The following is a 25,048-nucleotide window of genomic DNA, read 5'->3' on the forward strand; positions in this document are numbered from 1 at the left end:
AAGAAAGGCGAAGTAGCTGAGCTACCTCGTCTTTTTTAGTCCTTATAAGCGACGATACCAATGATGGTATCAACTGCACGTTCCATAGTCTGAAGGCTGACGTATTCAAAACGTCCATGCATGTTTTCCCCACCAGCAAAGATATTTGGAGTCGGGATTCCCATAAAGGAAATTTTAGAGCCGTCTGTTCCACCACGGATTGGTTCAATAATAGGCGTGATCCCTAAATCTTCCATAACAGCTTTGGCAATGGTGATTGGAGTCATATCTTTTTCAATGACTTCTTTCATATTGTAGTACTGGTCTGTCAAGTTTAGACTGACACGGTCACTACCAAGTTCTTGATTCATCTTATCAGCTATAGACTGCATAGCTGCTTTACGCGCTTCAAAGGCATCTTTTTCAAAATCACGAATGATGTAGCTTGCACGCGTCTCCTCAACGCTTCCAGTCACATCCATAAGATGGTAGAAGCCTTGGTAACCTGATGTAAACTCAGGACGGTCATTCTCTGGAAGTTGATTATGAAAATCAATTGCTAGCTGAAGGGCATTGACCATCTGATCTTTGGCGGTACCAGGGTGGACATTGCGTCCTTGGAAATGCAATTCAGCACCAGCTGCTGAGAAAGTCTCGTACTGAAGTTCTCCGAGAGGTCCGCCATCTACAGTATAGGCAAAATCTACATCGAAATCTTCTGCATCAAATTTATTGGCACCAACACCGATTTCTTCATCTGGACCAAAACCAACACGAATCTCACAGTGCTTGATTTCAGGATGGGCAGTCAGATATTCAATAGCAGTCATAATTTCAGCAATCCCTGACTTGTCATCAGCACCTAGTAAGGTTGTTCCATCGGTTGTGATGAGCGTTTGTCCTGGATATTTCTCTAGACTCTTAAAGTCAGCTGGATCGAGTTTGAAACCAGAATTTCCTAGTTCAATCACACCACCATCGTAGTTTTCAATTACCTGTGGCTTGACTCCTTCGGCATTAAAATCAGCAGTATCCATGTGGGAGATGAAACCAATCTTACGTGTCAAACTTGGATCATTGGCTGGTAGGGTTCCAATCGCAAAACCATTTGGTAGATAATAGACATTTTGAAGTCCAACGCGTTTCATTTCGGGAATAAGTACATTTTTTGCAAAGTCAACTTGACTTTGTGTACTAGGTGTAGTAGTTGAGTGTTCATCAGAGCGCGTATTGACCTTAACGTAGGTTAAAAAGCGGTCCAAGAGATTTGGGTAAGTCATAAAAAACTCCTTTTGAATTCATTTTTTCCATTGTATCATAGAAAATAGAGAAAAACAAAAGACTGAAGTTAGGGAAATTCGCTATGTTGGCGTTTACTTATCAACGAATTAATGATAAAATAAACTTGATAAAAATATCACAAGGAAGCGATTATGAAAAAAGCAATTTTAATGATGACTTTCGGTTCGCCAGAAGAGATTACCTTTGAAGGTGTGGCTGATTTTTTCACAAATATTCGTCGTGGAGTGAGACCTCAAGACCACGAGATTCAAACACTCTATGATAATTATGTACGTATTGGAGGTACTCCTCTGCAAAAAATTACCCGTGAAGAGGTTGCCTTGGTAGAAGCTAGGCTGGGGGATGAATACGGTGTTTATTTTGCTAATAAGTTTTCCAAACCTTTTATTCCAGATGTGATTGGTCAGATGGAAGCAGACGGAATTGAGCAGTGTATTTGCTTGATTTTGGAGCCCCATTATTCTTTCTACTCTGTCATGGGCTATGAAAAATTTTTAGAAAGCAAACAAATTCAATTTTTGGTCATTAAGGACTGGTATCAGGAAGAAGCACTCTTAAACTATTGGGCGGATGAAATTGGTAAGATTTTAAAAGAAGAAGTAAAGCAAGACAGCTTTAAAGTCATCTTTTCAGCCCATAGTGTGCCTATTTTTGCCTTGGACTTTGGTGATCCTTATATAGACCAAATTTTTGAAAATAGCAAGCTAGTCGCTGAAAAACTAGGCTTGAGTTCAGAACAATATACCAACACTTGGCAGAGTGAAAGTGATATCGGTATTCCATGGATTAAGCCAGATGTTTTGGAGTATCTAAGAGAACAGACAGAACATCCAGACCATTACATTTTTGTTCCTATCAGCTTTATCAGTGAGCACATTGAAGTTTTATTTGACAACGATGTAGAATGTTATGACTTATGTCAGGAATTTGGAGTAAACTACCATCGTCCACCAATGCCAAATACAGATTCTCGCTTGATTGATGCCTTAGTCAATACAGTTAGAGCTAATGAAGATCAAGAATTTAAGGAATTTCTCCCAGAAGAAGAAACCTTTGATGAATTAGTTCCTTCAGATGAGACGAAAAATATTTTGGCTGAATCTCAAGATTTACAAATGCCAGAATTTGTAAAAAAACTAATTGAGAAAAAAGGTCGTGAAAATGTTAAGATGCCCTATCTTATCAAAAAAATGCTTGAGAAAGCAGGTAAGTTACCAAAAGAGTAAAGAAAAAGGATTTAGCTTTGCGCTAGATCCTTTTAATTGATTATTTTTTCTCAAGAAGAGCTTTGATTTCTTGAAGTACTTCCAACTCAGTTGGACCAGCTGGAGCTTCCTCAGCAGCTTCTTTCTTAGTAAGACTTTGAGCTTTTTCAATACCTTTGATAAGGAAGAAGAGAACAGTACCGATAACTAGGAAGTTGATAACAGCACTCAAGAATTTACCGTATGTAACACCATTCCAAGCAAGCTCAGCGATGTTTTGTACTTTCGCAGCTTCCAAGGCTGGATTCAAAATAAGTGGAGTGATGATATCGTTAACAAGTGATGTAACGATTGCACCAAAAGCAGAGGCAATGATCACACCGACAGCAAGGTCAACAACATTACCACGAAGCAAAAATGCTTTAAGATCTTTTAACATTTTCATAATTTCCTTTCAAAAAAATTTTACACTTAATTATATATTAATTAAGGAGTTCTTGCAAGCTATATGTTTAAAATTTTTCTTATTTTTTAAAAATAAATACCTTACTAAAAATGTAATTGAGGATAATTATTAAGAATTGTGCAATAACTGTTTCAATACTATTCGCCTTATTAATATTATAATTTACAAATTGCCCGATAATATTAGGAAACTGAGTTACAAATAGAAAAGTTAAAAACAAGTCAAAAAGAAAAGTAGAAAGACGTGCTAGAGTAAATTTTATTAAACGGTTTGGCCAATTTTGCCTAGCTTGCTTGAATACAATTGTATCATTTGCAATAAATGCAAACAGAATACCGATACTATTTGCGAGTCCAGTAGCAAGGAGTTCTTTATGGGTTAATTGATAAATACCTAGTCTGGATAGGATAGAAACAAGAGTAGTCGCTAGACCAAAAAAGAGATAGGTCAGGAGCTCATTCTCGAAGAGATTTTGAATGCGTTTTTTCATGTTTTTAGTATAGCATAAAGCGGGCTATTGTGCTATACTAGTAAGGTTGATTCAAGCAACCCTTGGTGCTTAGCTTCTTTCACCAAGCATATTACACGCGGATAACCGCCAAAGGAGAAAAGATGAAAAAATTAACTATTCGTGATGTAGCAGACATTGCAATCGTTGCTGCTATCTATGTCGTTTTAACTGTCACACCACCTCTGAATGCCATTAGCTATGGTGCGTATCAGTTCCGTATTTCAGAAATGATGAACTTTATGGCTTTTTACAATCCTAAGTACATCATCGGAGTTACCATCGGTTGTATGATTGCTAATTTCTTTAGCTTCGGACTGCTAGATGTCTTTGTTGGTGGTGGATCAACCTTGGTATTCCTCAGTCTAGGTGTTTGGCTTTTTGCAAAATACAGCAAAGATTACCTATTTAATGGATTAATTCGAAAAGATCATTTCTTTTTTTCAATCCTCTTTTCAATTTCTATGTTTACTATCGCTGCCGAGTTAAATATTGTAGCAGAATTACCATTTTTCCTTACTTGGTTTACAACAGGAATTGGTGAATTTGCCTCATTAATTATTGGAGCGATTATTATCGGTAAAATTGGTCGTCGAATTGATTTAAGCAAATAAAAGAAGACAAGCTAGGTAGCTCTTACCTGGCTTTTTCTTATGGAAAATTTCTAAGGAAACTTGACAAGATTTTCTAACTATAGTATACTTTTTAGGTAAGCTGATTTAGCTCAGTTGGCAGAGCGCATCCATGGTAAGGATGAGGTCGCCGGTTCAATCCCGGCAATTAGCATGAAATAGACAGAAAAATCCTTGATTTACAAGGGTTTTTGTTATATTTGCATCAAATGTTTCAAAGATATTTCTATTCATCTATGTAAATGAAACTAAAGAGTTTCGTCTGTTGACAAAAGTGATTCTCTTTAGTAGAATAGAAGACGCGATGAGTCGATAGGTAGTCTTCGGACTACTATTGAGCATAAGGAGGTCATAACGCAGGAGCGGACCTTGATGAGTTGTGTGAACCTGCTCATCACATGAAGATGCCTCTTAGTCCCTTGTCTAGCGACTGGGGATTTTTATTTTCCAAAAAATGATGAAAAAGCTTTGCAATTCATGGAAAAAGTAGTATAATACATCTATTATAGAAATTTTTAGAAAATTCCGAAAGAGGTTATTTATGGGATATACAGTTGCTGTAGTCGGCGCGACAGGTGCTGTCGGAGCTCAGATGATAAAAATGTTGGAAGAATCAACACTTCCAATCGATAAAATTCGTTTACTTGCTTCTGCACGTTCAGCAGGCAAGACTTTGAAATTTAAAAATCAAGATATTATGATTGAAGAAACGACTGAAACAGCTTTTGAAGGAGTTGATATTGCTCTCTTTTCAGCAGGTGGTTCTACATCAGCTAAATATGCACCATACGCAGTTAAAGCTGGAGCGGTAGTAGTAGATAATACATCTTACTTCCGTCAAAATCCAGATGTTCCTTTGGTTGTTCCAGAGGTCAATGCTCATGCACTTGATGCCCACAACGGTATCATTGCCTGCCCTAACTGTTCAACAATTCAAATGATGGTGGCTCTTGAGCCAGTTCGCCAAAAATGGGGTTTGGACCGTATCATTGTTTCAACTTACCAAGCAGTTTCAGGTGCTGGTATGGGAGCAATTCTTGAGACACAACGTGAACTTCGTGAAGTGTTGAATGACGGTGTGAATCCACGTGATTTGCATGCGGAAATCTTGCCGTCAGGCGGTGACAAGAAACACTATCCTATCGCCTTTAACGCTCTTCCACAAATCGATGTCTTCACTGACAATGATTACACTTACGAAGAGATGAAGATGACTAAGGAAACTAAGAAAATCATGGAAGATGATAGCATTGCCGTTTCAGCAACATGTGTGCGCATTCCAGTCTTGTCAGCTCACTCTGAGTCTGTTTACATCGAAACAAAAGAAGTGGCTCCAATCGAAGAAGTCAAAGCAGCTATCGCAGCCTTCCCTGGTGCTGTTCTTGAAGATGATGTAGCTCATCAAATCTATCCGCAAGCCATCAATGCTGTAGGCTCACGTGAGACCTTTGTTGGTCGTATTCGTAAAGACTTGGATGCTGAAAAAGGAATCCACATGTGGGTTGTTTCAGATAACCTTCTCAAAGGTGCTGCTTGGAACTCAGTTCAGATTGCGGAAACTCTTCACGAACGTGGTTTGGTTCGTCCAACAGCTGAATTGAAATTTGAATTAAAATAGTCATATCGTTTAGGAGTTCAGATGAACTCCTTCTTTGAAATAGAGAGGTGTTTTCATGTCTTATCAAGATTTAAAAGAGTGTAAAATCATCACGGCCTTCATTACCCCTTTTCACGAGGATGGTTCTATCAACTTTGATGCCATTCCAGCCTTGATTGAGCATTTATTGTCCCATCATACAGACGGCATTCTCCTAGCTGGTACGACTGCTGAGAGTCCAACTTTAACCCACGATGAGGAGTTGGAACTCTTTGCGGCTGTACAAAAGATTGTCAATGGACGTGTTCCTTTGATTGCGGGTGTTGGTACCAATGATACGCGTGACTCGATCGAGTTTGTCAAAGAAGTAGCAGAATTTGGTGGTTTTGCTGCTGGGCTTGCTATCGTACCATACTATAATAAGCCTTCTCAAGAAGGGATGTATCAGCACTTTAAAGCAATTGCGGACGCTTCTGACCTACCGATTATTATCTATAACATTCCAGGGCGTGTGGTTGTCGAATTGACTCCAGAAACCATGCTTCGTTTGGCTGACCATCCAAATATCATCGGTGTCAAAGAATGTACTAGCTTGGCCAATATGGCTTACTTGATTGAGCATAAGCCAGAAGAGTTCTTGGTCTATACAGGTGAAGATGGGGATGCTTTCCATGCCATGAACCTTGGTGCGGACGGGGTTATTTCTGTTGCCTCCCATACAAACGGAGATGAGATGCACGAGATGTTCACTGCCATTGCAGAAAGCGATATGAAAAAAGCGGCAGCTATTCAGCGTAAATTTATTCCTAAAGTCAATGCCCTCTTCTCTTATCCAAGTCCTGCTCCTGTTAAGGCAGTTCTGAACTACATGGGATTTGAAGCTGGACCAACTCGTCTACCTCTTGTTCCAGCACCAGAAGAAGATGCCAAACGCATTATCAAGGTTGTTGTAGATGGCGACTACGAAGCAACTAAGGCAACTGTAACAGGTGTCTTAAGACCAGATTACTAATAAATACAATAAAATCCATGACCGATTGAACGATCATGGATTTCTTATTTTCCTAAACAGAATTGGCTAAAGAGTTGGGTGATGAGTTCATCTGGAGCAGCATCTCCAGTAATTTCTCCGAGAATTTCCCAAGTACGGGTCAAGTCAACTTGAAGCAAGTCAACTGGCATACCTAGTTCCAGCCCTTCATTAACAGCCTGTAGGCTTTCAACGGCCTTCTCAATCAAGGAAATGTGACGGGCATTTGACAAGTAAGTAGCATCTTGTTCAACCAAACCAGCATTTTCAAAGAAGAGGTTGTTGATTCTCTCTTCAATCTTATCGATGTTTTGGTTTTTAAGAACTGAAATGCGGATGACGTCTTCAGGTAGTTCTTCTGTTTCAATCGATTCAGGCAGATCGGTTTTATTAAGGAGAATAATTCGGTTGGTATCCTGACTGATTTCTAAGAGTTTGCGATCTTGAGCGGTCAGTGGTTCACTGGCATTTAGCACTAGAAGAACCAAGTCAGCTTCCTTAAGAGCTTTTTTCGAACGCTCAACACCGATTTGTTCCACAATGTCATCTGTTTCACGAATACCGGCTGTATCAATCAATTTGAGTGGGACACCATTGATGTTGACATATTCTTCGATGACATCACGGGTGGTTCCAGCAATGTCTGTAACGATAGCCTTGTCCTCACGCAAGAGGTTGTTGAGCAGGCTAGATTTTCCAACGTTGGGACGGCCGATGATAGCAGTTGAAATTCCCTCACGAAGGATTTTACCACGACGAGCTGTTCTAAGGAGATTGGTTAGCAATTTCTCAAACTCCATAGTCTTCTCGCGGACAACAGCAGTAGTAGCTTCCTCAACATCATCATACTCAGGATAGTCGATATTGACCTCAACTTGGGCAAGTGTATTGAGGATTTCTTGGCGAGTATTGTTAATCAGGTCAGAAAGAGAACCGTCCAATTGTTTTACTGCAATATTCATAGCCTTGTCTGTCTTAGCACGGATGATGTCCATCACCGCCTCAGCCTGTGTCAAGTCTACACGTCCGTTTAGAAAGGCCCGTTTAGTAAATTCACCAGGTTCTGCCAACCGAGCTCCTTCACGAATAGCTAGCTGGAGAATTTCATTGGTCACCGCAATCCCACCGTGGGTGTTAATCTCGATAATATCCTCACGAGTGAAGGTCTTTGGAGATTTCATAGCCCCAATCATAACCTCGTCCATGATCTTACCGGTTTGAGGGTCAATGATGTGACCGTAGTTAAGGGTATGGCTAGCAACCTGACTCAAGTCTTTTCCTTTGAAAATCTTTTGCACAATGGCAAAACTGTCTGTTCCGCTCAAACGGACAATACCGATAGCCCCTTCACCTAGTGGAGTCGAGATGGCAGCGATGGTATCAAATTCACGTGTAATCATAATGTTTCCTTTAATTAATAGCTCTTTTCTTGGAATATTCCAAGTCTCTTTTCAAATTGTAACAAATTTAGACTATTTCTTCAATGGATGCTACTTGGAGATTGAAAAAGCCTAAGCATTTCTGCTTAAGCTAGCTTATTTGGTGCGCATTTCCCCTTGTGGGAAGTAAGTGCCTTCTGGCATGTCGTTGATGATGACATGGACAGCAGATTGAGGGGCTCCAGTGTTGCGGACAACCGCTTCCATTACTTCCTTAGCAAGAGCTTTCTTTTGCTCGAGCGTGCGTCCTTCAAATAAATCGATGCGTACAAATGGCATAATAGCTTCCTCCACTAGTTTTTGATTTCTTCTATTTTACCACATTTTGCCGTTTAAAGCTTAAGAAAATTATGATATACTAGAATGTAGCAAAAATTTAGAAATGGACGTGAAGCAAGAAACATGGCACAGTTGTATTATCGTTATGGGACAATGAACTCTGGTAAGACCATTGAGATTCTCAAGGTGGCCTATAACTATGAGGAGCAAGGAAAAGGTGTTGTCATTATGACCTCGGCTCTGGATACGCGTGACGGTGTTGGCTATGTGTCGAGTCGGATTGGTATGAAACGCCCTGCCCTTGCGATTGAGGAAACGACGGATATTTTCGGCTATATCCGAGACCTACCAGAAAAACCTTACTGTGTTTTGGTAGATGAAGCCCAGTTTCTCAAACGTCATCATGTTTACGACCTAGCTCGTGTTGTGGACGAGTTAGATATACCCGTCATGGCTTTTGGTTTGAAAAATGATTTTCGCAATGAACTGTTCGAAGGTTCCAAGTATCTCTTGCTCTTAGCAGACAAGATTGACGAAATCAAGACCATTTGTCAGTATTGCAAGAAAAAGGCGACCATGGTGTTGCGTACGCAGGATGGACTACCCGTTTACGATGGAGAACAGATCCAGATTGGTGGTAATGAAACCTATATCTCAGTTTGCCGTAAACATTATTTTGCCCCTGAAATCAATAAGGAGAATGAAGAAAAATGAACATCTATGATCAACTACAAGCTGTAGAAGACCGTTATGAAGAATTAGGAGAGTTGCTTAGTGACCCGGATGTGGTCTCTGACACCAAACGTTTTATGGAGCTTTCAAAAGAAGAAGCTTCAACTCGTGACACAGTAACAGCCTACCGTGAGTACAAACAAGTCCTTCAAAACATCGTTGACGCTGAAGAGATGATTAAGGAATCAGGCGGAGATGCGGACTTGGAAGAAATGGCCAAGCAAGAGCTCAAAGATGCCAAGGCTGAAAAAGAAGAATACGAAGAAAAACTCAAAATTTTGCTCCTTCCAAAGGATCCAAACGATGACAAGAACATCATCCTTGAAATTCGTGGAGCGGCTGGTGGTGACGAAGCGGCACTTTTCGCCGGGGACCTTCTAACTATGTACCAAAAGTATGCAGAAGCCCAAGGCTGGCGCTTTGAAGTTATGGAAGCCTCTATAAATGGTGTCGGCGGTTTTAAAGAAGTCGTTGCCATGGTTTCAGGTCAGTCTGTTTATTCTAAGCTTAAGTACGAATCTGGTGCTCACCGTGTGCAACGTGTCCCTGTGACAGAAAGCCAGGGCCGTGTTCATACTTCAACAGCAACAGTTCTTGTCATGCCTGAAGTGGAAGAGGTTGAATACGATATTGATCCAAAAGACCTTCGTGTTGACATCTACCACGCATCAGGTGCTGGTGGACAGAACGTCAATAAAGTTGCGACTGCCGTTCGTATCGTTCACTTGCCAACCAATATTAAGGTTGAGATGCAGGAAGAACGTACCCAGCAGAAGAACCGTGAGAAAGCCATGAAAATCATCCGTGCGCGTGTTGCTGACCACTTTGCACAAATTGCTCAGGATGAACAAGACGCTGAGCGCAAGTCAACAATCGGTACTGGTGACCGTTCAGAACGGATTCGTACTTATAACTTCCCACAAAACCGTGTCACAGACCACCGTATCGGCTTAACCCTCCAAAAACTAGATACGATTTTATCTGGTAAATTGGACGAAGTTGTGGATGCCTTGGTTCTTTATGACCAAACACAAAAATTAGAAGAATTAAACAAATAATGAAATTAGCTCAATTATTTTCAGATTTTGAAGAAGAATTGATAAGACAAGGAGAGGAAGCTGAAAGCCTCTCTTTTGTCTATCGTAGCCTGAAAAATCTTTCTTTTACTGACTTTGTTTTTGCTCTTCAGCAGGAAGTGACGGAAGAGGAAGAAGTATTTGTAAAAGGAATTTTCCAACAGTTAGTAGCTCATAAACCGGCACAGTATATCATCGGACATGCAGATTTCTTTGGTATGCAGTTAACAGTTGATGAGCGGGTTTTGATTCCTCGTCCAGAGACAGAGGAGTTGGTGGAGCTTATCTTGGCTGAAAATCCTGAGATGAATCTTTCAGTTCTGGATATTGGAACAGGTAGTGGAGCTATTGCTCTCGCCTTAGCAAAAAATAGACCAGATTGGTCAGTGACAGCAGCAGATATTTCTCAAGATGCTTTAGATGTAGCCAGCGAAAATGTTAAAAATCAAAATCTTCAAATATTTTTTAAAAAATCTGACTGTTTTACAGAAATTTCTGAAAAATATGATATAATTGTTTCCAATCCACCCTATATCTCTCGTGAAGATGCGTCAGAGGTCGGCTTGAATGTCTTGCATTCGGAGCCTCATCTAGCTCTCTTTGCAGACGAGGATGGCCTAGCTATTTACCGTAGAATTGCGGAAGATGCAAAAGACTATCTCAAAGATGGTGGTAAGATTTACCTTGAAATTGGATACAAGCAAGGTCAAAGTGTTCCTGAACTTTTTAGGAAGCATTTTCCTGAAAAACGAGTACGAACACTCAAGGACCAATTTGGTCAAGATAGGATGGTTGTGGTTGATGATGGACAGGATTAGACAAGAGTTGGAAAAGGGTGGAGCGGTCGTTTTACCTACGGAGACTGTTTACGGTCTTTTTGCTAAGGCCTTAGATGAAAAAGCAGTTGACCATGTTTACCAACTCAAACGTCGTCCCAGAGACAAGGCACTCAATCTCAATATTGCCTCTCTAGAGGACATCTTGCACTTTTCTAAGAATCAGTCAACTTATCTACAAAAACTTGTAGAGACCTTTTTACCAGGTCCCTTAACCATTATTCTCGAAGCTAATGACCGAGTTCCCTATTGGGTCAATTCTGGTCTTGCAACTGTTGGATTTCGGATGCCGAGTCATCCCATTACCCTTGATTTGATTCGAGAGACAGGTCCCTTGATTGGGCCGTCTGCCAATATTTCAGGTCAGGCAAGTGGAGTGACCTTTACTCAAATTCTAGAGGATTTTGACCAAGAGGTTCTGGGTTTGGAAGACGATTCTTTTCTAACTGGACAGGATTCAACTATTTTGGATTTGTCTGGAGACAAGGTGAAAATCTTACGCCAAGGGGCGATTAAGCGAGATGATATTCTTGCTCAGTTGCCAGAGATTTCTTTTGAGGAGGAATGAGATGCTAAGAGACTTAAGAGAAACTGATGTGAAAGCTATATGTGACATTAACCAAGAAGTTTTGGACTATTCTTTTAGTCAAGAGGAAACGGCTGGTCAATTAGCTAGACTATCTCAGGATTCCCATCATTTCCTTCTTGGCTATGAGGATGCAGCTAGTCATGTCTTACGTGGATATGTCCACGCTGAGGTCTATGAATCACTTTATTCTAAAGCAGGATTTAATATTTTAGCTTTAGCAGTTTCACCTCAAGCACAAGGGCAAGGTATTGGTAAAAGCTTATTACAAGGGTTGGAAGAAGAAGCAAAAAGACGTGGTTATGGGTTTATCCGCTTAAACTCTGCCGATCATCGTCTGGGTGCTCATGTATTTTATGAAAAAGTTGGTTATACTTGTGATAAAGTGCAGAAACGATTTATTCGCATCTTTTAGTTTATTTTCTTATTGTAAAACAAACTAAAGGACCAGTCACACTATAAAGGAGAAGACCTATGATTTTTGACAAAGACGATTTTAAAGCATATGATGCTGATCTCTGGAATGCTATTGCCAAAGAAGAAGAACGCCAACAAAATAACATTGAATTGATTGCTTCGGAAAACGTTGTTTCCAAGGCTGTTATGGCAGCTCAAGGGTCTATCTTGACGAATAAATATGCCGAAGGTTACCCAAGACGCCGTTATTATGGTGGAACTGATGTGGTAGACGTGGTAGAGACTCTAGCCATTGAACGCGCAAAAGAAATTTTCGGTGCTAAATTTGCCAATGTCCAACCACACTCAGGAAGTCAAGCCAACTGTGCGGCTTACATGGCTTTGATTGAACCAGGTGATACGGTTATGGGAATGGATTTGGCAGCAGGTGGTCACTTGACCCATGGGGCTCCTGTTAGCTTCTCTGGTCAAACCTACAACTTTGTTTCTTATAGTGTGGACCCTGAAACGGAACTCTTGGATTTTGATGCTATCTTGAAACAAGCCCAAGAAGTAAAACCAAAATTGATCGTAGCAGGTGCTTCAGCCTATTCTCAAATTATCGATTTCTCAAAATTCCGCGAAATTGCTGATGCTGTTGGAGCTAAGCTCATGGTGGACATGGCTCATATCGCTGGTTTGGTTGCTGCTGGTCTCCACCCAAGCCCAGTGCCATACGCTCATATCACTACAACAACGACCCACAAAACTCTTCGTGGCCCACGTGGTGGTTTGATTTTGACCAATGATGAAGACTTAGCTAAGAAAATTAATTCAGCTATTTTCCCAGGTATTCAGGGTGGTCCTTTGGAGCATGTTGTGGCAGCTAAGGCTGTTTCTTTCAAAGAAGTTTTGGATCCAGCCTTCAAGGAATATGCTGCCAATGTTATCAAGAACAGCAAGACTATGGCAGATGTCTTCTTGCAAGACCCTGATTTTCGTATCATTTCTGGAGGAACTGAAAACCACCTCTTCCTAGTGGATGTGACTAAAGTTGTAGAAAACGGCAAAGTTGCTCAAAACTTGCTGGATGAAGTCAATATTACCCTAAATAAAAACTCAATCCCTTACGAAAGCTTGTCACCATTCAAGACAAGTGGTATTCGTATCGGAGCAGCAGCCATTACTGCTCGTGGATTTGGTGAAGAAGAAAGTCGCAAAGTGGCTGAACTTATTATTAAAACCCTTAAGAATGCAGAAAATGAAGCTGTCTTAGAAGAAGTGAGAAGTGCGGTTAAAGAATTAACAGATGCCTTCCCATTATACGAGGACTAAAACTTTTATGGACATTTATATTAAGAAAGCTATTATTCATCAGTTCAGTCCGGATGACACCGACCTGTTCCTAGCGGATAAGTTTCTCAATATTACTCCAAAAATCGAAGAATACTTGCGTAAAAAAATTGAACGTGTGTATTCAGATGAAGCCAAGTCTGGGATTTTCGAGGAAGAAAATCCCTTCTTCAATCATATTACAGACGATTTGTTGGAGACATCAGTAACGCTGGCTAATCTCTGGAAAGAGGAGTTCAGCATTTCCGAAAATCTCAAGACCAATGACTTGATTTTTGTGCAATTTTCTAAAGAAGGTGTAGAACATTTCGCTTTCTTGAGAATTGCCCTGAGGGAGACCTTGACCCACCTTGGTGGAGAAGTTGATAATCCAATCAAGCTAACTCAGAATAACTTGCCTGGATTTGGAACGAGTGCCGACGAAGCCTTGGTGGTTAATCTTCAGAGTCGCAAGTACCACCTGATCGAGAAACGAATTAAGTACAATGGAACTTTTTTGAACTACTTTTCAGACAATCTTCTTGCTGTCGCTCCTAAGATTTCTCCTAAGAAATCTATCAAAGAACTGGAAAAGACAGCCCAGAGAATTGCCGAATCTTTTAATACAGATGATTTTCAATTTCAATCTAAAGTAAAATCAGCGATTTTCAACAACTTAGAAGAAAGCAATGAACTGTCGCCAGAGAAATTGGCCAACGACCTTTTTGACAATAATCTGACGGCTCGTTTGAGCTTTATTGATCAAGTCAAGGAAGCTGTACCAGAGCCTGTTCAATTTGATGAAATTGATGCCAGTCGCCAGCTTAAAAAATTTGAAAACCAAAAACTCTCCTTGTCAAATGGAATTGAGCTCATCGTTCCCAATAACGTCTATCAAGACGCCGAGTCTGTTGAGTTTATCCAAAACGACAATGGAACCTACTCTATCTTAATCAAAAATATCGAGGATATCCAAAGTAAATAATGTTTAAACGAATTCGAAGAGTGCTTGTACTAGCAGTCTTCCTTTTTGCTGGCTATAAAGCTTACCGCGTTCACCAGGATGTCAAGCAAGTCATGACCTATCAACCCATGGTGCGAGAAATCTTGAGTGAAAAAGACACCCCAGCAAACGAAGAGCTTGTGCTCGCTATGATTTATACTGAAACAAAAGGAAAAGAAGGCGATGTTATGCAGTCTAGTGAGTCTGCAAGTGGTTCCACCAACACCATCAATGATAATGCCTCTAGCATTCGGCAAGGCGTTCAAACTCTGACAGATAATCTCTATCTGGCTCAGAAGAAGGGGGTTGATGTCTGGACGGCTGTTCAAGCCTATAATTTTGGACCTGCCTATATCGATTTTATCGCCCAAAATGGCAAGGAAAACACCTTGGCTCTGGCCAAACAGTACTCTCGTGATACTGTTGCTCCCTTGCTTGGTAATACCACTGGAAAGACTTATAGTTATATTCACCCCATTTCCATTTTTCATGGGGCCGAACTCTATGTAAATGGAGGAAACTATTACTATTCTAGACAGGTGCAACTCAACCTTTACATCATCAAATGTTTCACTCTCTTTTCGACATCTGGCTAGTCCAGGTGTTTTTGTTATAAGTTTTCTTTAAGATAGATATATTACTCTAGAAAGGTAAAGGAGGAAAATCCCTATGAGAAAGAAACTCTTTCTAACCAGTGCTGCGGTCTTGTGGGCAGTAACAGCTATGAATAGCGCCCATGCAGCAACTGATGTTCAAAAAGTCATCGATGAAACCTATGTTCAACCTGAATATGTCCTAGGTTCATCATTGTCTGAAGATCAAAAAAATCAAACCCTTAAAAAACTAGGCTACAATGCCTCAACAGACACCAAAGAACTCAAGACCATGACACCTGATGTCTATTCTAAGATTATGAATGTGGCCAATGACTCTAGCTTACAATTGTATTCATCAGCCAAGATTCAAAAGCTAGGTGACAAATCGCCACTTGAGGTCAAGATTGAAACACCTGAAAACATCACCAAGGTAACTCAGGATATGTACCGAAATGCGGCCGTAACTTTGGGTGTGGAACACGCCAAAATCACTGTAGCAGCACCTATTCCAGTTACAGGTGAGAGTGCCTTAGCAGGGATTTATTATTCACTTGAAGCTAATGGAGCCAAGGTGCCGCAGGCCAACAAAGAGTTGGCTCAAGAAGAGTTGAAGGCTTTGTCTGATATCAATGCTGAAAACAAGGACAAAACTGGCTATGATGCTAATAAATTAAATGTTGCCCTAGCAGATATCAAGTCAGGACTCGCCAAAGCTAAAGAAAGTAAGGGAAATCTGACAGAGGAAGATGTCCGCAAAATCGTTGAAGATACATTGAAAAATTACAAACTTGATCAGGTTATAACAGGAAACCAAATCAATATCATCATCAATTTTGCTTTGAATCTCTCAAAGAGTGATATCCTCAGCAATGCAGACTTCACTAAAACCTTAAATGATCTTAAACAAAGCATTGTATCACAAGCTGGCGACAGTTTTAAAAATATCAACCTTAACTTTGATGCGGATAAGGCGCTAGAGGACGGCGGAAACTTCTTAAGCTCCCTCTGGCAAGCCATTGTCAACTTCTTCAAGAGTTTTGGTTCTTAAGAAATTTCATGGTATAATAGATGGTAACCGTAACGTTGCCGTCTTTTTTGTCGGCCAATAGAAAGAGAAGAGAATGTTAAAGAAAAATGATATTGTAGAAGTTGAAATTGTTGACTTGACCCATGAAGGTGCAGGAGTTGCCAAGGTGGATGGTTTGGTATTTTTTGTTGAGAATGCTTTACCAAGTGAAAAAATCCTCATGCGTGTCCTCAAGGTTAATAAAAAGATTGGTTTTGGGAAGGTTGAAGAATACCTTGTCCAATCACCACACCGTAATCAAGACCTAGATTTGGCTTACCTGCGTTCAGGAATCGCGGATTTAGGTCATCTTGCCTATCCAGAACAGCTCAAATTTAAAACCAAGCAAGTCAAAGACAGTCTATACAAGATTGCTGGAATTACTGATATAGAGGTTGCTGAAACTTTGGGTATGGAAAATCCAGTCAAGTATCGAAATAAGGCGCAAGTACCTGTCCGTAGAGTGAATGGTGTCTTAGAAACTGGATTTTTCCGTAAGAATTCCCACGACCTCATGCCTCTGGAAGATTTCTTTATTCAAGATCCTGTGATTGATGAGGTAGTAGTAGCCCTACGCGACTTGCTCCGCCGTTATGATTTGAAACCTTATGATGAAAAGGAACAATCAGGATTGATTCGAAACCTTGTGGTGCGTCGCGGACACTATTCAGGTCAAATTATGGTTATTTTGGTAACAACTCGTCCTAAAATTTTCCGAGTGGAGCAATTGATTGAACAACTAATCAAGCAATTCCAAGAGATTGTGTCTGTTATGCAAAATATCAACGACCAAAATACCAATGCGATTTTTGGCAAGGAATGGCGTACGCTTTATGGTCAAGACTATATTACCGACCAAATGTTGGGAAATGACTACCAAATCGCTGGCCCTGCCTTTTATCAAGTTAATACAGAAATGGCTGAAAAACTTTACCAAACAGCCATTGATTTTGCAGCATTAAAATCAGATGATGTGGTCATTGATGCCTATTCTGGTATCGGGACGATTGGCCTCTCTGTTGCCAAACATGTTAAGGAAGTTTATGGTGTTGAAGTGATTCCAGAAGCGGTTGAGAATAGCAAAAAGAATGCTCAGCTGAACAATATTTCAAACGCCCACTATGTCTGTGATACAGCCGAAAATGCTATGAAGAATTGGCTCAAGGAAGGAATTCAACCAACCGTTATCTTGGTTGATCCTCCACGCAAGGGCTTAACCGAAAGCTTTATCAAGGAAAGTAGCCAAACAGGAGCAGACCGTATTGCTTATATCTCATGTAATGTCGCAACCATGGCGCGTGATATCAAACTCTATCAAGAATTGGGCTATGAATTGAAGAAAGTACATCCGGTAGATTTGTTTCCGCAAACGCATCACGTTGAGTGTGTAGCTTTGCTTGTAAAAGCCTAGGAACCTTGTAACGAAAGGGGTTAAGAAAAGCCTTGTAGGTAAGGCTTTTTCTTATGTGCTGGGGAAGTATTAGAGTAACCTCTCATATTTTTTACTAGGTTTGATAACTTTTTTGAGATGAATTCTATTTCCATAAACACTGTGGGGATGTTTTTGTTACCAAAGATAATAAGTTAATGGGAATAACTAGGTATTAATCTAATATTTTTGTAAATGTTTTAACAATATTTTCTTATATCTGATTAAACAATTTGACAATTAACAGTCAAAGAGCTAATATAATCTATAGTTGATTTTTTACGAAGTATATTCTATGGAAATAATTAATTTTATTAGAGGATTAGGATAAAAGCTATGCCTAATTACATGGGTGTTAATATAGATAGAATTTGGAATTTGATTAAGAAAAATTTATGGATTCCCACCTATAAATTTGTGAATAGTTGAATTAATAAGCGAAAGAAGTGTTGACTGAATTCGAAAGATTGGTGAAGGTAGATGTTAAGAGTATTTGAGGCTTTTGCAGGATATGGCAGCCAAAGAATGGCATTGCGTAATATAGGTTTAGATTTTGAAGTAGTTGGTATTTCAGAAATTGAAGGGGATGTTATACTATCTTACGCAGCAATTCATAGCGACTTTTTAGAAAAAAGAAAAGAAATAGAGAAATATATCCCTGAAGATATTGAGGATATGATAACTTATCTTGAGAAAATCAATGTACCTCTGGATTATAAGACATTTGAAAATAAAGCAAGAAAATTAAAACTATCAAAATTGAAGGATCAGTATTTAGCAAATAAACTGATAAACAATTACGGAGATATACAGATAGTCAACCCCGATTTACTACCTGATTTTGATTTATTTACTTATTCTTTTCCATGTCAGGATATTTCAGTAGCAGGATATCAGCAAGGTTTAAATTTAGATTCAGGAACTAGATCATCATTACTTTGGGAGTGTTGTAAAATTATTGAGACCAAAAAGCCTAAATATTTAATGATGGAGAATGTTAAAAATTTAGTTGGTCGCAATCATAAAGCGAACTTTATGAAATTTCTAGATTACCTTGAGTCTCTAGGTTATAAGAACTCTTGGAAAGTTTTAAACGCCCGTGATTACGGCATACCCCAAAATCGTGAAAGAGTTTTTTGTATAAGTGAGTTACATGGCAAAGATAAATTTGAGTTTCCAGAGCCAATAAATCTTAGATACAAATTGTATGATATTTTAGAGAAAGAAGTTGATAATAGGTATTATCTTAAAAATGGACAGTTGATGGATGTTCCAATCGAACAAGAATATAGCTATTGTTTGGATTCGAACTACTGGAAGGGCGTTACATTAAACTCTTTTTTAGAAAAACACAGACGACAGCTAGTTACGGATAAAACTGATGAAAATGGAAAGTACATTCCAAGGAGGTTAACTCCGAAAGAAACTTGGAGATTAATGGGTGTTAATGATGAAGATATTGAAAAAGCTAGTCAATTAATAAGCCAGACCAGTCTCTACAAACAGTCAGGAAATAGTATTGTTGTGTCTGTGTTGGAAGCAATATTTTCAGAATGGTTTGTAGACAATAACTAGTAAGGAGAGTCTCGTATATGAATAGAGCAGAAAATATTTTGAGTATTAGGAAAAAACTAGATATCACTCGAAAAGAATTTGCGGATGCTCTGTGTCTTTCAAAGGAACAAGAAAAACTCTTAAAAAACTGGGAACTGGGAGAAATTCCAATTCCAGAAGATATTTATTGTAAAATAAACTCTTTTCCCACAAAGGCTATTTTTAAAAATAAACCATTAGAAGAATGTAGATTCAAACAGATTGATCTGTTTGCTGGTATTGGAGGAATACGTCAAGCTTTTCAAAAGCAAGGAGGACACAACGTTTATTCTTCTGAATGGGATAAGTTTGCACAAAAAACCTATAGAATCAACTATGGAGAAGTTCCTGATGGCGATATTACACAAGTTGATGAAAATGATATACCTGATCATGATATTCTTTTAGGTGGTTTTCCCTGTCAGCCGTTCTCACAAGCGGGGCTGCACAAAGGTTTTGAAGATACGAGAGGGACATTATTCTTTGATGTAGCAAGGATTATTAAAGCAAAAAGACCAAAGGCATTTATGCTAGAGAATGTTAAACAATTAAAGGGGCACGATAAAGGTAATACACTACGTGTAATATTATCAGTATTGGAAGAATTAAACTATTATGTTCCAGAACCTCAAGTTTTAAATGCCTACCATTTTGGAGTTCCTCAAAATAGGGAGCGAATTATCATTGTTGGATTTAATAGGGAATATCTTCCCGAGAATTATGAAGAGTTTAAATTTCCAACGGGACATGTTGACGATAGTATTCGTGTAGGTGATATATTAGAAATGAATGTAGATGACCGTTACACTATTTCCGATAAACTATGGCAAGGACATCAAATTAGGAAAAAAATGCATAGAAAAAAAGGTAATGGTTTCGGATTCTCTCTCTTCAATGAAAATAGTAAATATACAAGTACAATCAGTGCTCGTTACTATAAAGATGGAAGTGAAGCCTTAATAGAACAGAATGGGAAAAATCCACGAATGCTTACTCCAAGAGAATGTGCTAGGCTACAAGGATTTACAGACGATTTCATCATTCCAGTTTCAAATGCTCAATCATATAAGCAATTTGGAAATTCTGTTTGTATTCCTGTTATTGAGGCTGTTGCTAAAGCAATGTTAGAGTATCTTGGAAAGTATAATATTTTGTAGGTGATGATGTGAGAAAAATGTTATTAAGTTTTAAACCTAATGTATATAAGAAAATATATGAAGGTGTGAAAATATTTGAACATAGAAGAAACTTTCCAAACGAGCCAATTATGGCTTATATGTATGTTAGTAAACCTGTTCGGGCTATTACAGGAATAGTTTATTTAAGTAATCGTCATGAATTAATTGATTGGGAGCGAGAGTTTAGCTATGATTCTCAGGCACTACAAAGAATCGCTGATTATAGAAAATCATACAGATATGCAATGGAAATAGTAGAATTTCAAGAAACTAATAAAATTAGCTTGGATGACTTGAAAAGGGATTTACCTAACTTTGTAGTGCCACAAAGTTACATTTATTTAGACAATAATACGGAATTATTAAAGTATATTGATGAGAAAATAGTTGAACAAGGAAAAAATATTAAACATGATTTTTCAGTAATAACGTCAAATCAAATATGTGTTCATTAAAATATTAAGACGAGGTAATTAAATAGTCACCTCGTCTTTTTAAATATTATTCGTATTCTTCAATGATTAAGCTATCCCAAAAATCATTGTTTGCTCTCCATTGGGAATACGGTCTTGGATTTCCTTCATACATTCCACTATCAAAAAATACTGTACCTTTTATAACTAAGCGTAACCATTCATCATAATTTAATGGTTTTCCAAAACAAATTTTTGTATAAACACCTGATTTATCTGTCTTACAAGTAAACCATCCTTTATCATTAAACTTGTCTTCAAGTTTTGATTTTAAACATTTATCAGTTCTTTTTGTAGTAGGTGAATGTTCTCCATACCATCTAGCAATTTCAAGTTTTTCTATTTGAAGAGGTTTAGGAACAATAGTTGCTTTATTATTTCTTTGGTCATGAGAATAAGAGTAAAATGCCACGATATCTTTATTAGGCTGGACAGTAAGAATTTGGCCAAAATCATTGTAAGAATTTATTTTTGGACAAGGACTACCAGACCATGAATAACGACCGTCTTTCAATGCATTAGGTTTTCCAAATATTCTAAGAAAGCTGTCCTGTTTTTCATACTTTGTAGATCCAGTGAATAAAAACTCATAACGAGGGTCAGTGAAAACATAAACATTAGCAGACCAGTCTCCAAAAGTAGTTTTTGAAGTAGTTTGATTTTTCAGTTCATATCCCCATAAATCAGGTTCATTATCAGCATTTGCAGTAATTCCAAATTGCTGTTCTAGCCAATGACCTTTTCTTCCATCATGTCGTATATTTTTCCCAAAGACGTCAGGAATATGTCCTCGTACGTTTTGTCTAAATAAATTAATAATTTGTTCTTTAGGTTCCATAATTACTCCTTCTTAAATGTTGTCTATAAATTCTTTAACTGTAATAATTTCTTTGGAGACAATAGATTCAGGTAAAGTATTGTCGCTTTTCATCAAATAGCCGCTGAATTCATCTTTCAAATACCAATTCCTTTTATTCTTTGCATATAACTTTTTAGGAACATTGCTTTCCAATAAGCAAATAAAAGTAATATCATTTATCTGAGTTTCAGGTATGTTTTCGAAGTCATCAGGGGTGATAGTATTACTGATAAGTACATTATCTGATAGCTTCTTGGATAGACCTACACAAGTCTCTTTTAGTTTACAAAGACTGCATGCCAATGGATTTACACCACGTAATTCTTTATTTCCGATAGTTCCATATCTTTGACACCAAAGAATATCAAAGAAGTTTTTCATGTTTGTTTTGTTTGATTGGCTGGCTAACCAAATAACTCTTTCAAGTTTTCCAAGCATATCAAAATCATTGTAGAAATCTGAACGTGTTTCGATTCCTAATGGGAATAGATAGAAGGTTTTAATCCATGTATCTATTGGGATGATTTCATCATTTGCAAAACCTTGTTGAAGGAAACAAGCTATAACCTTTTCTGAATAACCTTTTAGTTTCTTGCCAGAATTATAGAAGTCTTTGAAGAAATCCTTACTCCAAGTACGATAATCCGTTTGCTCAATATTTAGAAAAGCGCTAATAAAAAAAGCAGCTCGCCACGCATGACGATTGAAAGCATCAACTAGAATCTCGGCAAAGTATTTGTCTTCTTCTGAAATTTCTCCTGTAGAATAATAATTGCCGGATACGTTTGTGATAAAATCATCCTTATTCTGTTTCCATGCTTCAGGCATTACATTAAATGTTATGCCATCAATGGTAACTGAATTAGTAAAATCCAAACGGAACAACTCTGTCATTGAATGGTGTAGTTTTTTAAATGTTGGAAAATCAGAATAGTCTTTCTTCCTAACATCATTGTATGTAGGAATTACATAGTACTCTAAATGACTCCATTGGTCCGGAAAAATTGCCTCTTCGCCAAAAGCACTCATAAAGTTATACAACATACGCATTTCACTTTGTCGACCTGTTTTAGGTGCCCATGCTGCAACGAAACGAGGAATTGAATAAATCTCCTCATAAAACCTTCCATAAGGTATTGAAGAGCCAAACGATTTTTCAATGTACTGCCATAAATCACTTAAAACATTAATGTAATCTTCATTGTCTTTACAGCAATTTATGACGGTTTCAAGTGTTATCTTATCACTAAGTCCAATACGGTTTTCTATTTCACTTGTAATAGTATTTATAATAGGTTGAGAAGGCTCATGATTTAGCAACACTAAAAATGTAGCATTACATTTATCATTTACTATTTCATAGCTAATGGAAACGGGGCAAGCGATGATACGTTCATCTTCAATAAAACAGTGAATGTACATAATTGGAAATTGAGGTAAATCAGGATAATATAATTCTATCTTAGGAATCCATTGAAGTGGTAATCCAAAAACTTTAATTGTAGTTTCATAACTTAACGTAAACAATGTAACCTCCTTAGTTAAACCAAGACCAAAAAATTTTTAACTCTGTAACCTTTAAAGTATGAAAATAAATACTGAAAAATTTAAGAGTTTTATCGTTATTTTTATAAATTAAAGAAGAATTTTTTTGTTATTTATCATTTACGCCTTCAAGAAAACCATATCTACCTTTGTTGTGGCTTTTTGTAAACTCAATATAATTAATATCATTATAATTAAGCTTTGGTAGATTTCTAGAGTTTTCAATGACGATTAGTTGTCCTTCGTAAGCTGAAGACTTAAAGTATTCAAATAAGGCAATTTGCATACTTTCTGGAGTATCATTTTTCTCCCCTTCATCTAAGCCCAGTAGAGGAGTATCAAAAATGTAAAAAAATGGTTTATATTGGGCCTGTTGAGAGAATATTTTTCTTAAAGCTAGGACTACAACAGTATTTAGATATGCAATAAAACCTTTACCATATCGGGCAATCTTCTTCTCATTCATTAGCATAATATCAAATTCTTTCCTATCAAAACGACTAAAGCTGGCTTTGTCAAAAGCACACTCAGCTAGGATTGATTGTATATTTTTAGTCATATACTGCCAGAACTGAGCTGGGTATTCGTCTTTGGGAAGATACTCGATTTTTTCACTCTTCTCATTTTCTAAATCATCAATATCTTGAGACCAATTTTCTACCAATTTATTTATAGTTTCAATATCACTTTTTGTTTTGATGTGTGATTTATACTGCTGAATCCTATAGGAAAGTTTTTTTTCGTCAGGTAGCAAGATATTATCAATTTCAGCTGAAACCATTTTCTTTTGCTGTTCAAGATTAGTTTTTGACTCTAACAGTACTGAAATATTTTGTTGTAAATTAGTATTCGTTTCGTTTAGAGTTTCAATTTTATTAATTAAAGTAGTCAGTTCCTCACTGAAAGATTCAAGATGATGTTCCAATGAATCTTGATTGATGTGATTATTACAGATGGGACACAAAGCCGAGTCTGCTACATTTGCTAATTCATTATGTGACTCTACAATAAACGATAATCTATTGAAGTCAGATTGATATTGACTCGAAAGTTCAGTGAAACGATTGAGTAATACAGATTTCTCAGATAGTTCAGAATCAATTTTTGCAATTTGCTGCAGTAGATTTTCATGTTTTGAATTTGTACTATTGAGAATATTTCGCAAGTTATGTAACTTTTCTGATAGTTGATCAATTTCAGTTTCAATATCTATGACTGATTTTTTGTCTAATTCTTTTGCTAGTCGATTGTGAAGCTCATCAAACTGGACTATCTTTGAGCTAATATAGTTTTTTACAGAGTCATGTCGAATTTTTCTTTCTTCAGCTGATTCTTGTTTCTTGATTTCAGAAAAATCTTTTCCATAAAGCAAGTAAAGAAGTGCTGAGAGGTAAGCTGTTTGTTGGTTTGGCATCTGGGGTAGTAAAATTGATGTAGGACGATTCATATCATTTTCATGAATTATACAAGAATTTATAAAGGTTCTAACCCCAAGTTTTTGTGTCTTAAAGTTTTTATTTTTAACCACTGTAACTGGAGGAGTAATTCCAAAAATTTGAAGCCAGACATTACTTATTGGCTCTTTGTTTTTACTCTTGTTTTTTGAGTAGTATTCCCCAGAAAGAATACTTGGAAGTGTAGATTCAACAATAATGGTATCTTCTTCGAGATTTCGACTTAAAATAACTAGACTATCGTTAACTGAAATTTCTAAAGTAATGGTATTGTAGTGTGTTGAAGTAGAAAAAGGGAGAGAAGAGCTACCAGTAAGATAGTCGATGCACTTAACAATGCAGGTTTTTCCGACATTGGAAGGTCCTGTGATAATGTTAAGTCCTTTATTAAAATTTATTTCAGATTTTTTATTTATTCCAGTTACAGTTAACTTTTTCAAGTAAGATGTTTCCATAA

25 protein-coding genes, 1 tRNA gene and 1 riboswitch are annotated in these 25,048 nt (G+C 37.8%); of the genes, 18 read left to right on the top strand and 8 right to left on the bottom strand.

Going from position 1 to position 25,048, the window contains the following annotated elements:
* Nucleotides 1-35 precede the first annotated feature (35 nt).
* Nucleotides 36-1,259: a peptidase T gene (pepT, locus tag KB197_RS04925; RefSeq protein ID WP_212573590.1), complete on the bottom strand. Its 1,224-nt coding sequence runs from the start codon at nucleotides 1,257-1,259 to the stop codon at nucleotides 36-38.
* 153 nt (nucleotides 1,260-1,412) lie between these two features.
* Here pepT and hemH point away from each other — a divergent pair, with 153 nt between their 5' ends.
* A complete protein-coding gene (gene hemH / locus KB197_RS04930) occupies nucleotides 1,413-2,507 on the top strand; it encodes a ferrochelatase (protein ID WP_212573589.1) in 1,095 nt (364 codons plus the stop codon).
* A 40-nt stretch (nucleotides 2,508-2,547) separates the two neighbouring features.
* Here the strand turns inward: hemH and mscL are convergent, their stop codons facing one another.
* Together mscL and KB197_RS04940 are read right to left on the bottom strand one after the other, a co-directional pair.
* Nucleotides 2,548-2,925: a large conductance mechanosensitive channel protein MscL gene (mscL, locus tag KB197_RS04935; RefSeq protein ID WP_064276206.1), complete on the bottom strand. Its 378-nt coding sequence runs from the start codon at nucleotides 2,923-2,925 to the stop codon at nucleotides 2,548-2,550.
* An 85-nt stretch (nucleotides 2,926-3,010) separates the two neighbouring features.
* Complete coding sequence (locus KB197_RS04940; protein WP_212573588.1) at nucleotides 3,011-3,442, bottom strand: GtrA family protein; 432 nt, start codon at nucleotides 3,440-3,442, stop codon at nucleotides 3,011-3,013.
* A 28-nt stretch (nucleotides 3,443-3,470) separates the two neighbouring features.
* Nucleotides 3,471-3,567, top strand: a riboswitch (PreQ1 riboswitch).
* Between KB197_RS04940 and KB197_RS04945 the strand changes: the two genes are divergently transcribed.
* The 4 genes from KB197_RS04945 (at nucleotide 3,565) to dapA (ending at nucleotide 6,701) form a co-directional block, all read left to right on the top strand.
* Entirely contained in the window at nucleotides 3,565-4,074 is a 510-nt protein-coding gene (locus tag KB197_RS04945) for a QueT transporter family protein (RefSeq protein ID WP_000737071.1), read from the top strand. (Overlaps the previous riboswitch by 3 nt.)
* A 99-nt stretch (nucleotides 4,075-4,173) precedes the next feature.
* Nucleotides 4,174-4,246, top strand: a tRNA-Thr gene (locus KB197_RS04950).
* 387 nt (nucleotides 4,247-4,633) lie between these two features.
* On the top strand, nucleotides 4,634-5,710 hold the full coding sequence (locus KB197_RS04955) for an aspartate-semialdehyde dehydrogenase (protein ID WP_212573587.1): 1,077 nt from the start codon (nucleotides 4,634-4,636) through the stop codon (nucleotides 5,708-5,710).
* Nucleotides 5,711-5,765: 55 nt separating this feature from the next.
* Entirely contained in the window at nucleotides 5,766-6,701 is a 936-nt protein-coding gene (gene dapA / locus KB197_RS04960) for a 4-hydroxy-tetrahydrodipicolinate synthase (RefSeq protein ID WP_212573586.1), read from the top strand.
* A 44-nt stretch (nucleotides 6,702-6,745) separates the two neighbouring features.
* Here the strand turns inward: dapA and mnmE are convergent, their stop codons facing one another.
* Nucleotides 6,746-8,119, bottom strand: coding sequence for a tRNA uridine-5-carboxymethylaminomethyl(34) synthesis GTPase MnmE (mnmE, locus tag KB197_RS04965; RefSeq protein WP_212573585.1), 1,374 nt, complete (start codon nucleotides 8,117-8,119; stop codon nucleotides 6,746-6,748).
* 135 nt (nucleotides 8,120-8,254) lie between these two features.
* On the bottom strand, nucleotides 8,255-8,437 hold the full coding sequence (locus KB197_RS04970; RefSeq protein WP_045611721.1) for a 4-oxalocrotonate tautomerase: 183 nt from the start codon (nucleotides 8,435-8,437) through the stop codon (nucleotides 8,255-8,257).
* Nucleotides 8,438-8,560: 123 nt separating this feature from the next.
* Here KB197_RS04970 and KB197_RS04975 point away from each other — a divergent pair, with 123 nt between their 5' ends.
* The 13 genes from KB197_RS04975 (at nucleotide 8,561) to KB197_RS05035 (ending at nucleotide 20,715) form a co-directional block, all read left to right on the top strand.
* Nucleotides 8,561-9,151 carry a thymidine kinase gene (locus KB197_RS04975; RefSeq protein WP_000068143.1) on the top strand — a complete coding sequence of 197 codons (591 nt, stop codon included), beginning with the start codon at nucleotides 8,561-8,563 and terminating at the stop codon, nucleotides 9,149-9,151.
* Complete coding sequence (gene prfA, locus KB197_RS04980) at nucleotides 9,148-10,227, top strand: peptide chain release factor 1 (RefSeq protein ID WP_004262425.1); 1,080 nt, start codon at nucleotides 9,148-9,150, stop codon at nucleotides 10,225-10,227. Before KB197_RS04975 ends, prfA begins: the two co-directional genes overlap by 4 nt.
* Nucleotides 10,227-11,063 carry a peptide chain release factor N(5)-glutamine methyltransferase gene (gene prmC / locus KB197_RS04985; RefSeq protein WP_212573584.1) on the top strand — a complete coding sequence of 279 codons (837 nt, stop codon included), beginning with the start codon at nucleotides 10,227-10,229 and terminating at the stop codon, nucleotides 11,061-11,063. Before prfA ends, prmC begins: the two co-directional genes overlap by 1 nt.
* Nucleotides 11,047-11,649 carry an L-threonylcarbamoyladenylate synthase gene (locus KB197_RS04990; RefSeq protein WP_064276198.1) on the top strand — a complete coding sequence of 201 codons (603 nt, stop codon included), beginning with the start codon at nucleotides 11,047-11,049 and terminating at the stop codon, nucleotides 11,647-11,649. The genes prmC and KB197_RS04990 overlap by 17 nt, the downstream gene beginning before the upstream one ends.
* A 1-nt stretch (nucleotide 11,650) precedes the next feature.
* A complete protein-coding gene (locus KB197_RS04995; RefSeq protein WP_064276197.1) occupies nucleotides 11,651-12,082 on the top strand; it encodes a GNAT family N-acetyltransferase in 432 nt (143 codons plus the stop codon).
* 59 nt (nucleotides 12,083-12,141) lie between these two features.
* Nucleotides 12,142-13,398 (top strand): serine hydroxymethyltransferase, encoded by a 1,257-nt coding sequence (gene glyA, locus KB197_RS05000; RefSeq protein ID WP_212573583.1) that lies wholly within the window; start codon nucleotides 12,142-12,144, stop codon nucleotides 13,396-13,398.
* A gap of 7 nt (nucleotides 13,399-13,405) precedes the next feature.
* Complete coding sequence (locus tag KB197_RS05005; protein ID WP_031237137.1) at nucleotides 13,406-14,380, top strand: nucleoid-associated protein; 975 nt, start codon at nucleotides 13,406-13,408, stop codon at nucleotides 14,378-14,380.
* Complete coding sequence (pmp23, locus tag KB197_RS05010) at nucleotides 14,380-14,994, top strand: cell wall hydrolase Pmp23 (protein WP_023940692.1); 615 nt, start codon at nucleotides 14,380-14,382, stop codon at nucleotides 14,992-14,994. Before KB197_RS05005 ends, pmp23 begins: the two co-directional genes overlap by 1 nt.
* 73 nt (nucleotides 14,995-15,067) lie before the next feature.
* Nucleotides 15,068-16,042 carry a DUF1002 domain-containing protein gene (locus KB197_RS05015; RefSeq protein WP_064276194.1) on the top strand — a complete coding sequence of 325 codons (975 nt, stop codon included), beginning with the start codon at nucleotides 15,068-15,070 and terminating at the stop codon, nucleotides 16,040-16,042.
* Nucleotides 16,043-16,115: 73 nt separating this feature from the next.
* Nucleotides 16,116-17,471 (top strand): 23S rRNA (uracil(1939)-C(5))-methyltransferase RlmD, encoded by a 1,356-nt coding sequence (gene rlmD, locus KB197_RS05020; RefSeq protein WP_212573582.1) that lies wholly within the window; start codon nucleotides 16,116-16,118, stop codon nucleotides 17,469-17,471.
* A 498-nt stretch (nucleotides 17,472-17,969) separates the two neighbouring features.
* Nucleotides 17,970-19,064: a DNA cytosine methyltransferase gene (locus KB197_RS05025; RefSeq protein ID WP_212573581.1), complete on the top strand. Its 1,095-nt coding sequence runs from the start codon at nucleotides 17,970-17,972 to the stop codon at nucleotides 19,062-19,064.
* Between the two features lie 17 nt (nucleotides 19,065-19,081).
* The gene (gene dcm, locus KB197_RS05030; RefSeq protein WP_212573580.1) at nucleotides 19,082-20,239 is read left to right on the top strand and encodes a DNA (cytosine-5-)-methyltransferase; all 1,158 of its coding nucleotides are present in this window, start codon (nucleotides 19,082-19,084) and stop codon (nucleotides 20,237-20,239) included.
* An 8-nt stretch (nucleotides 20,240-20,247) separates the two neighbouring features.
* Nucleotides 20,248-20,715: a hypothetical protein gene (locus KB197_RS05035; protein ID WP_212573579.1), complete on the top strand. Its 468-nt coding sequence runs from the start codon at nucleotides 20,248-20,250 to the stop codon at nucleotides 20,713-20,715.
* Nucleotides 20,716-20,761: 46 nt separating this feature from the next.
* On the opposite strand, the gene KB197_RS05040 is transcribed toward KB197_RS05035, so the two are convergent.
* The 3 genes from KB197_RS05040 to KB197_RS05050 all read right to left on the bottom strand — a co-directional run bounded on the left by KB197_RS05040 (nucleotide 20,762) and on the right by KB197_RS05050 (nucleotide 25,046).
* A complete protein-coding gene (locus KB197_RS05040) occupies nucleotides 20,762-21,571 on the bottom strand; it encodes an LlaMI family restriction endonuclease (RefSeq protein WP_212573578.1) in 810 nt (269 codons plus the stop codon).
* Between the two features lie 12 nt (nucleotides 21,572-21,583).
* Nucleotides 21,584-23,119: a hypothetical protein gene (locus KB197_RS05045; RefSeq protein WP_212573577.1), complete on the bottom strand. Its 1,536-nt coding sequence runs from the start codon at nucleotides 23,117-23,119 to the stop codon at nucleotides 21,584-21,586.
* 127 nt (nucleotides 23,120-23,246) lie between these two features.
* On the bottom strand, nucleotides 23,247-25,046 hold the full coding sequence (locus KB197_RS05050) for an AAA family ATPase (RefSeq protein WP_212573576.1): 1,800 nt from the start codon (nucleotides 25,044-25,046) through the stop codon (nucleotides 23,247-23,249).
* Nucleotides 25,047-25,048: the final 2 nt, after the last annotated feature.

The sequence above is a fragment of the Streptococcus sp. 11-4097 genome (genome assembly GCF_018215285.2).
GTDB lineage: Bacteria > Bacillota > Bacilli > Lactobacillales > Streptococcaceae > Streptococcus.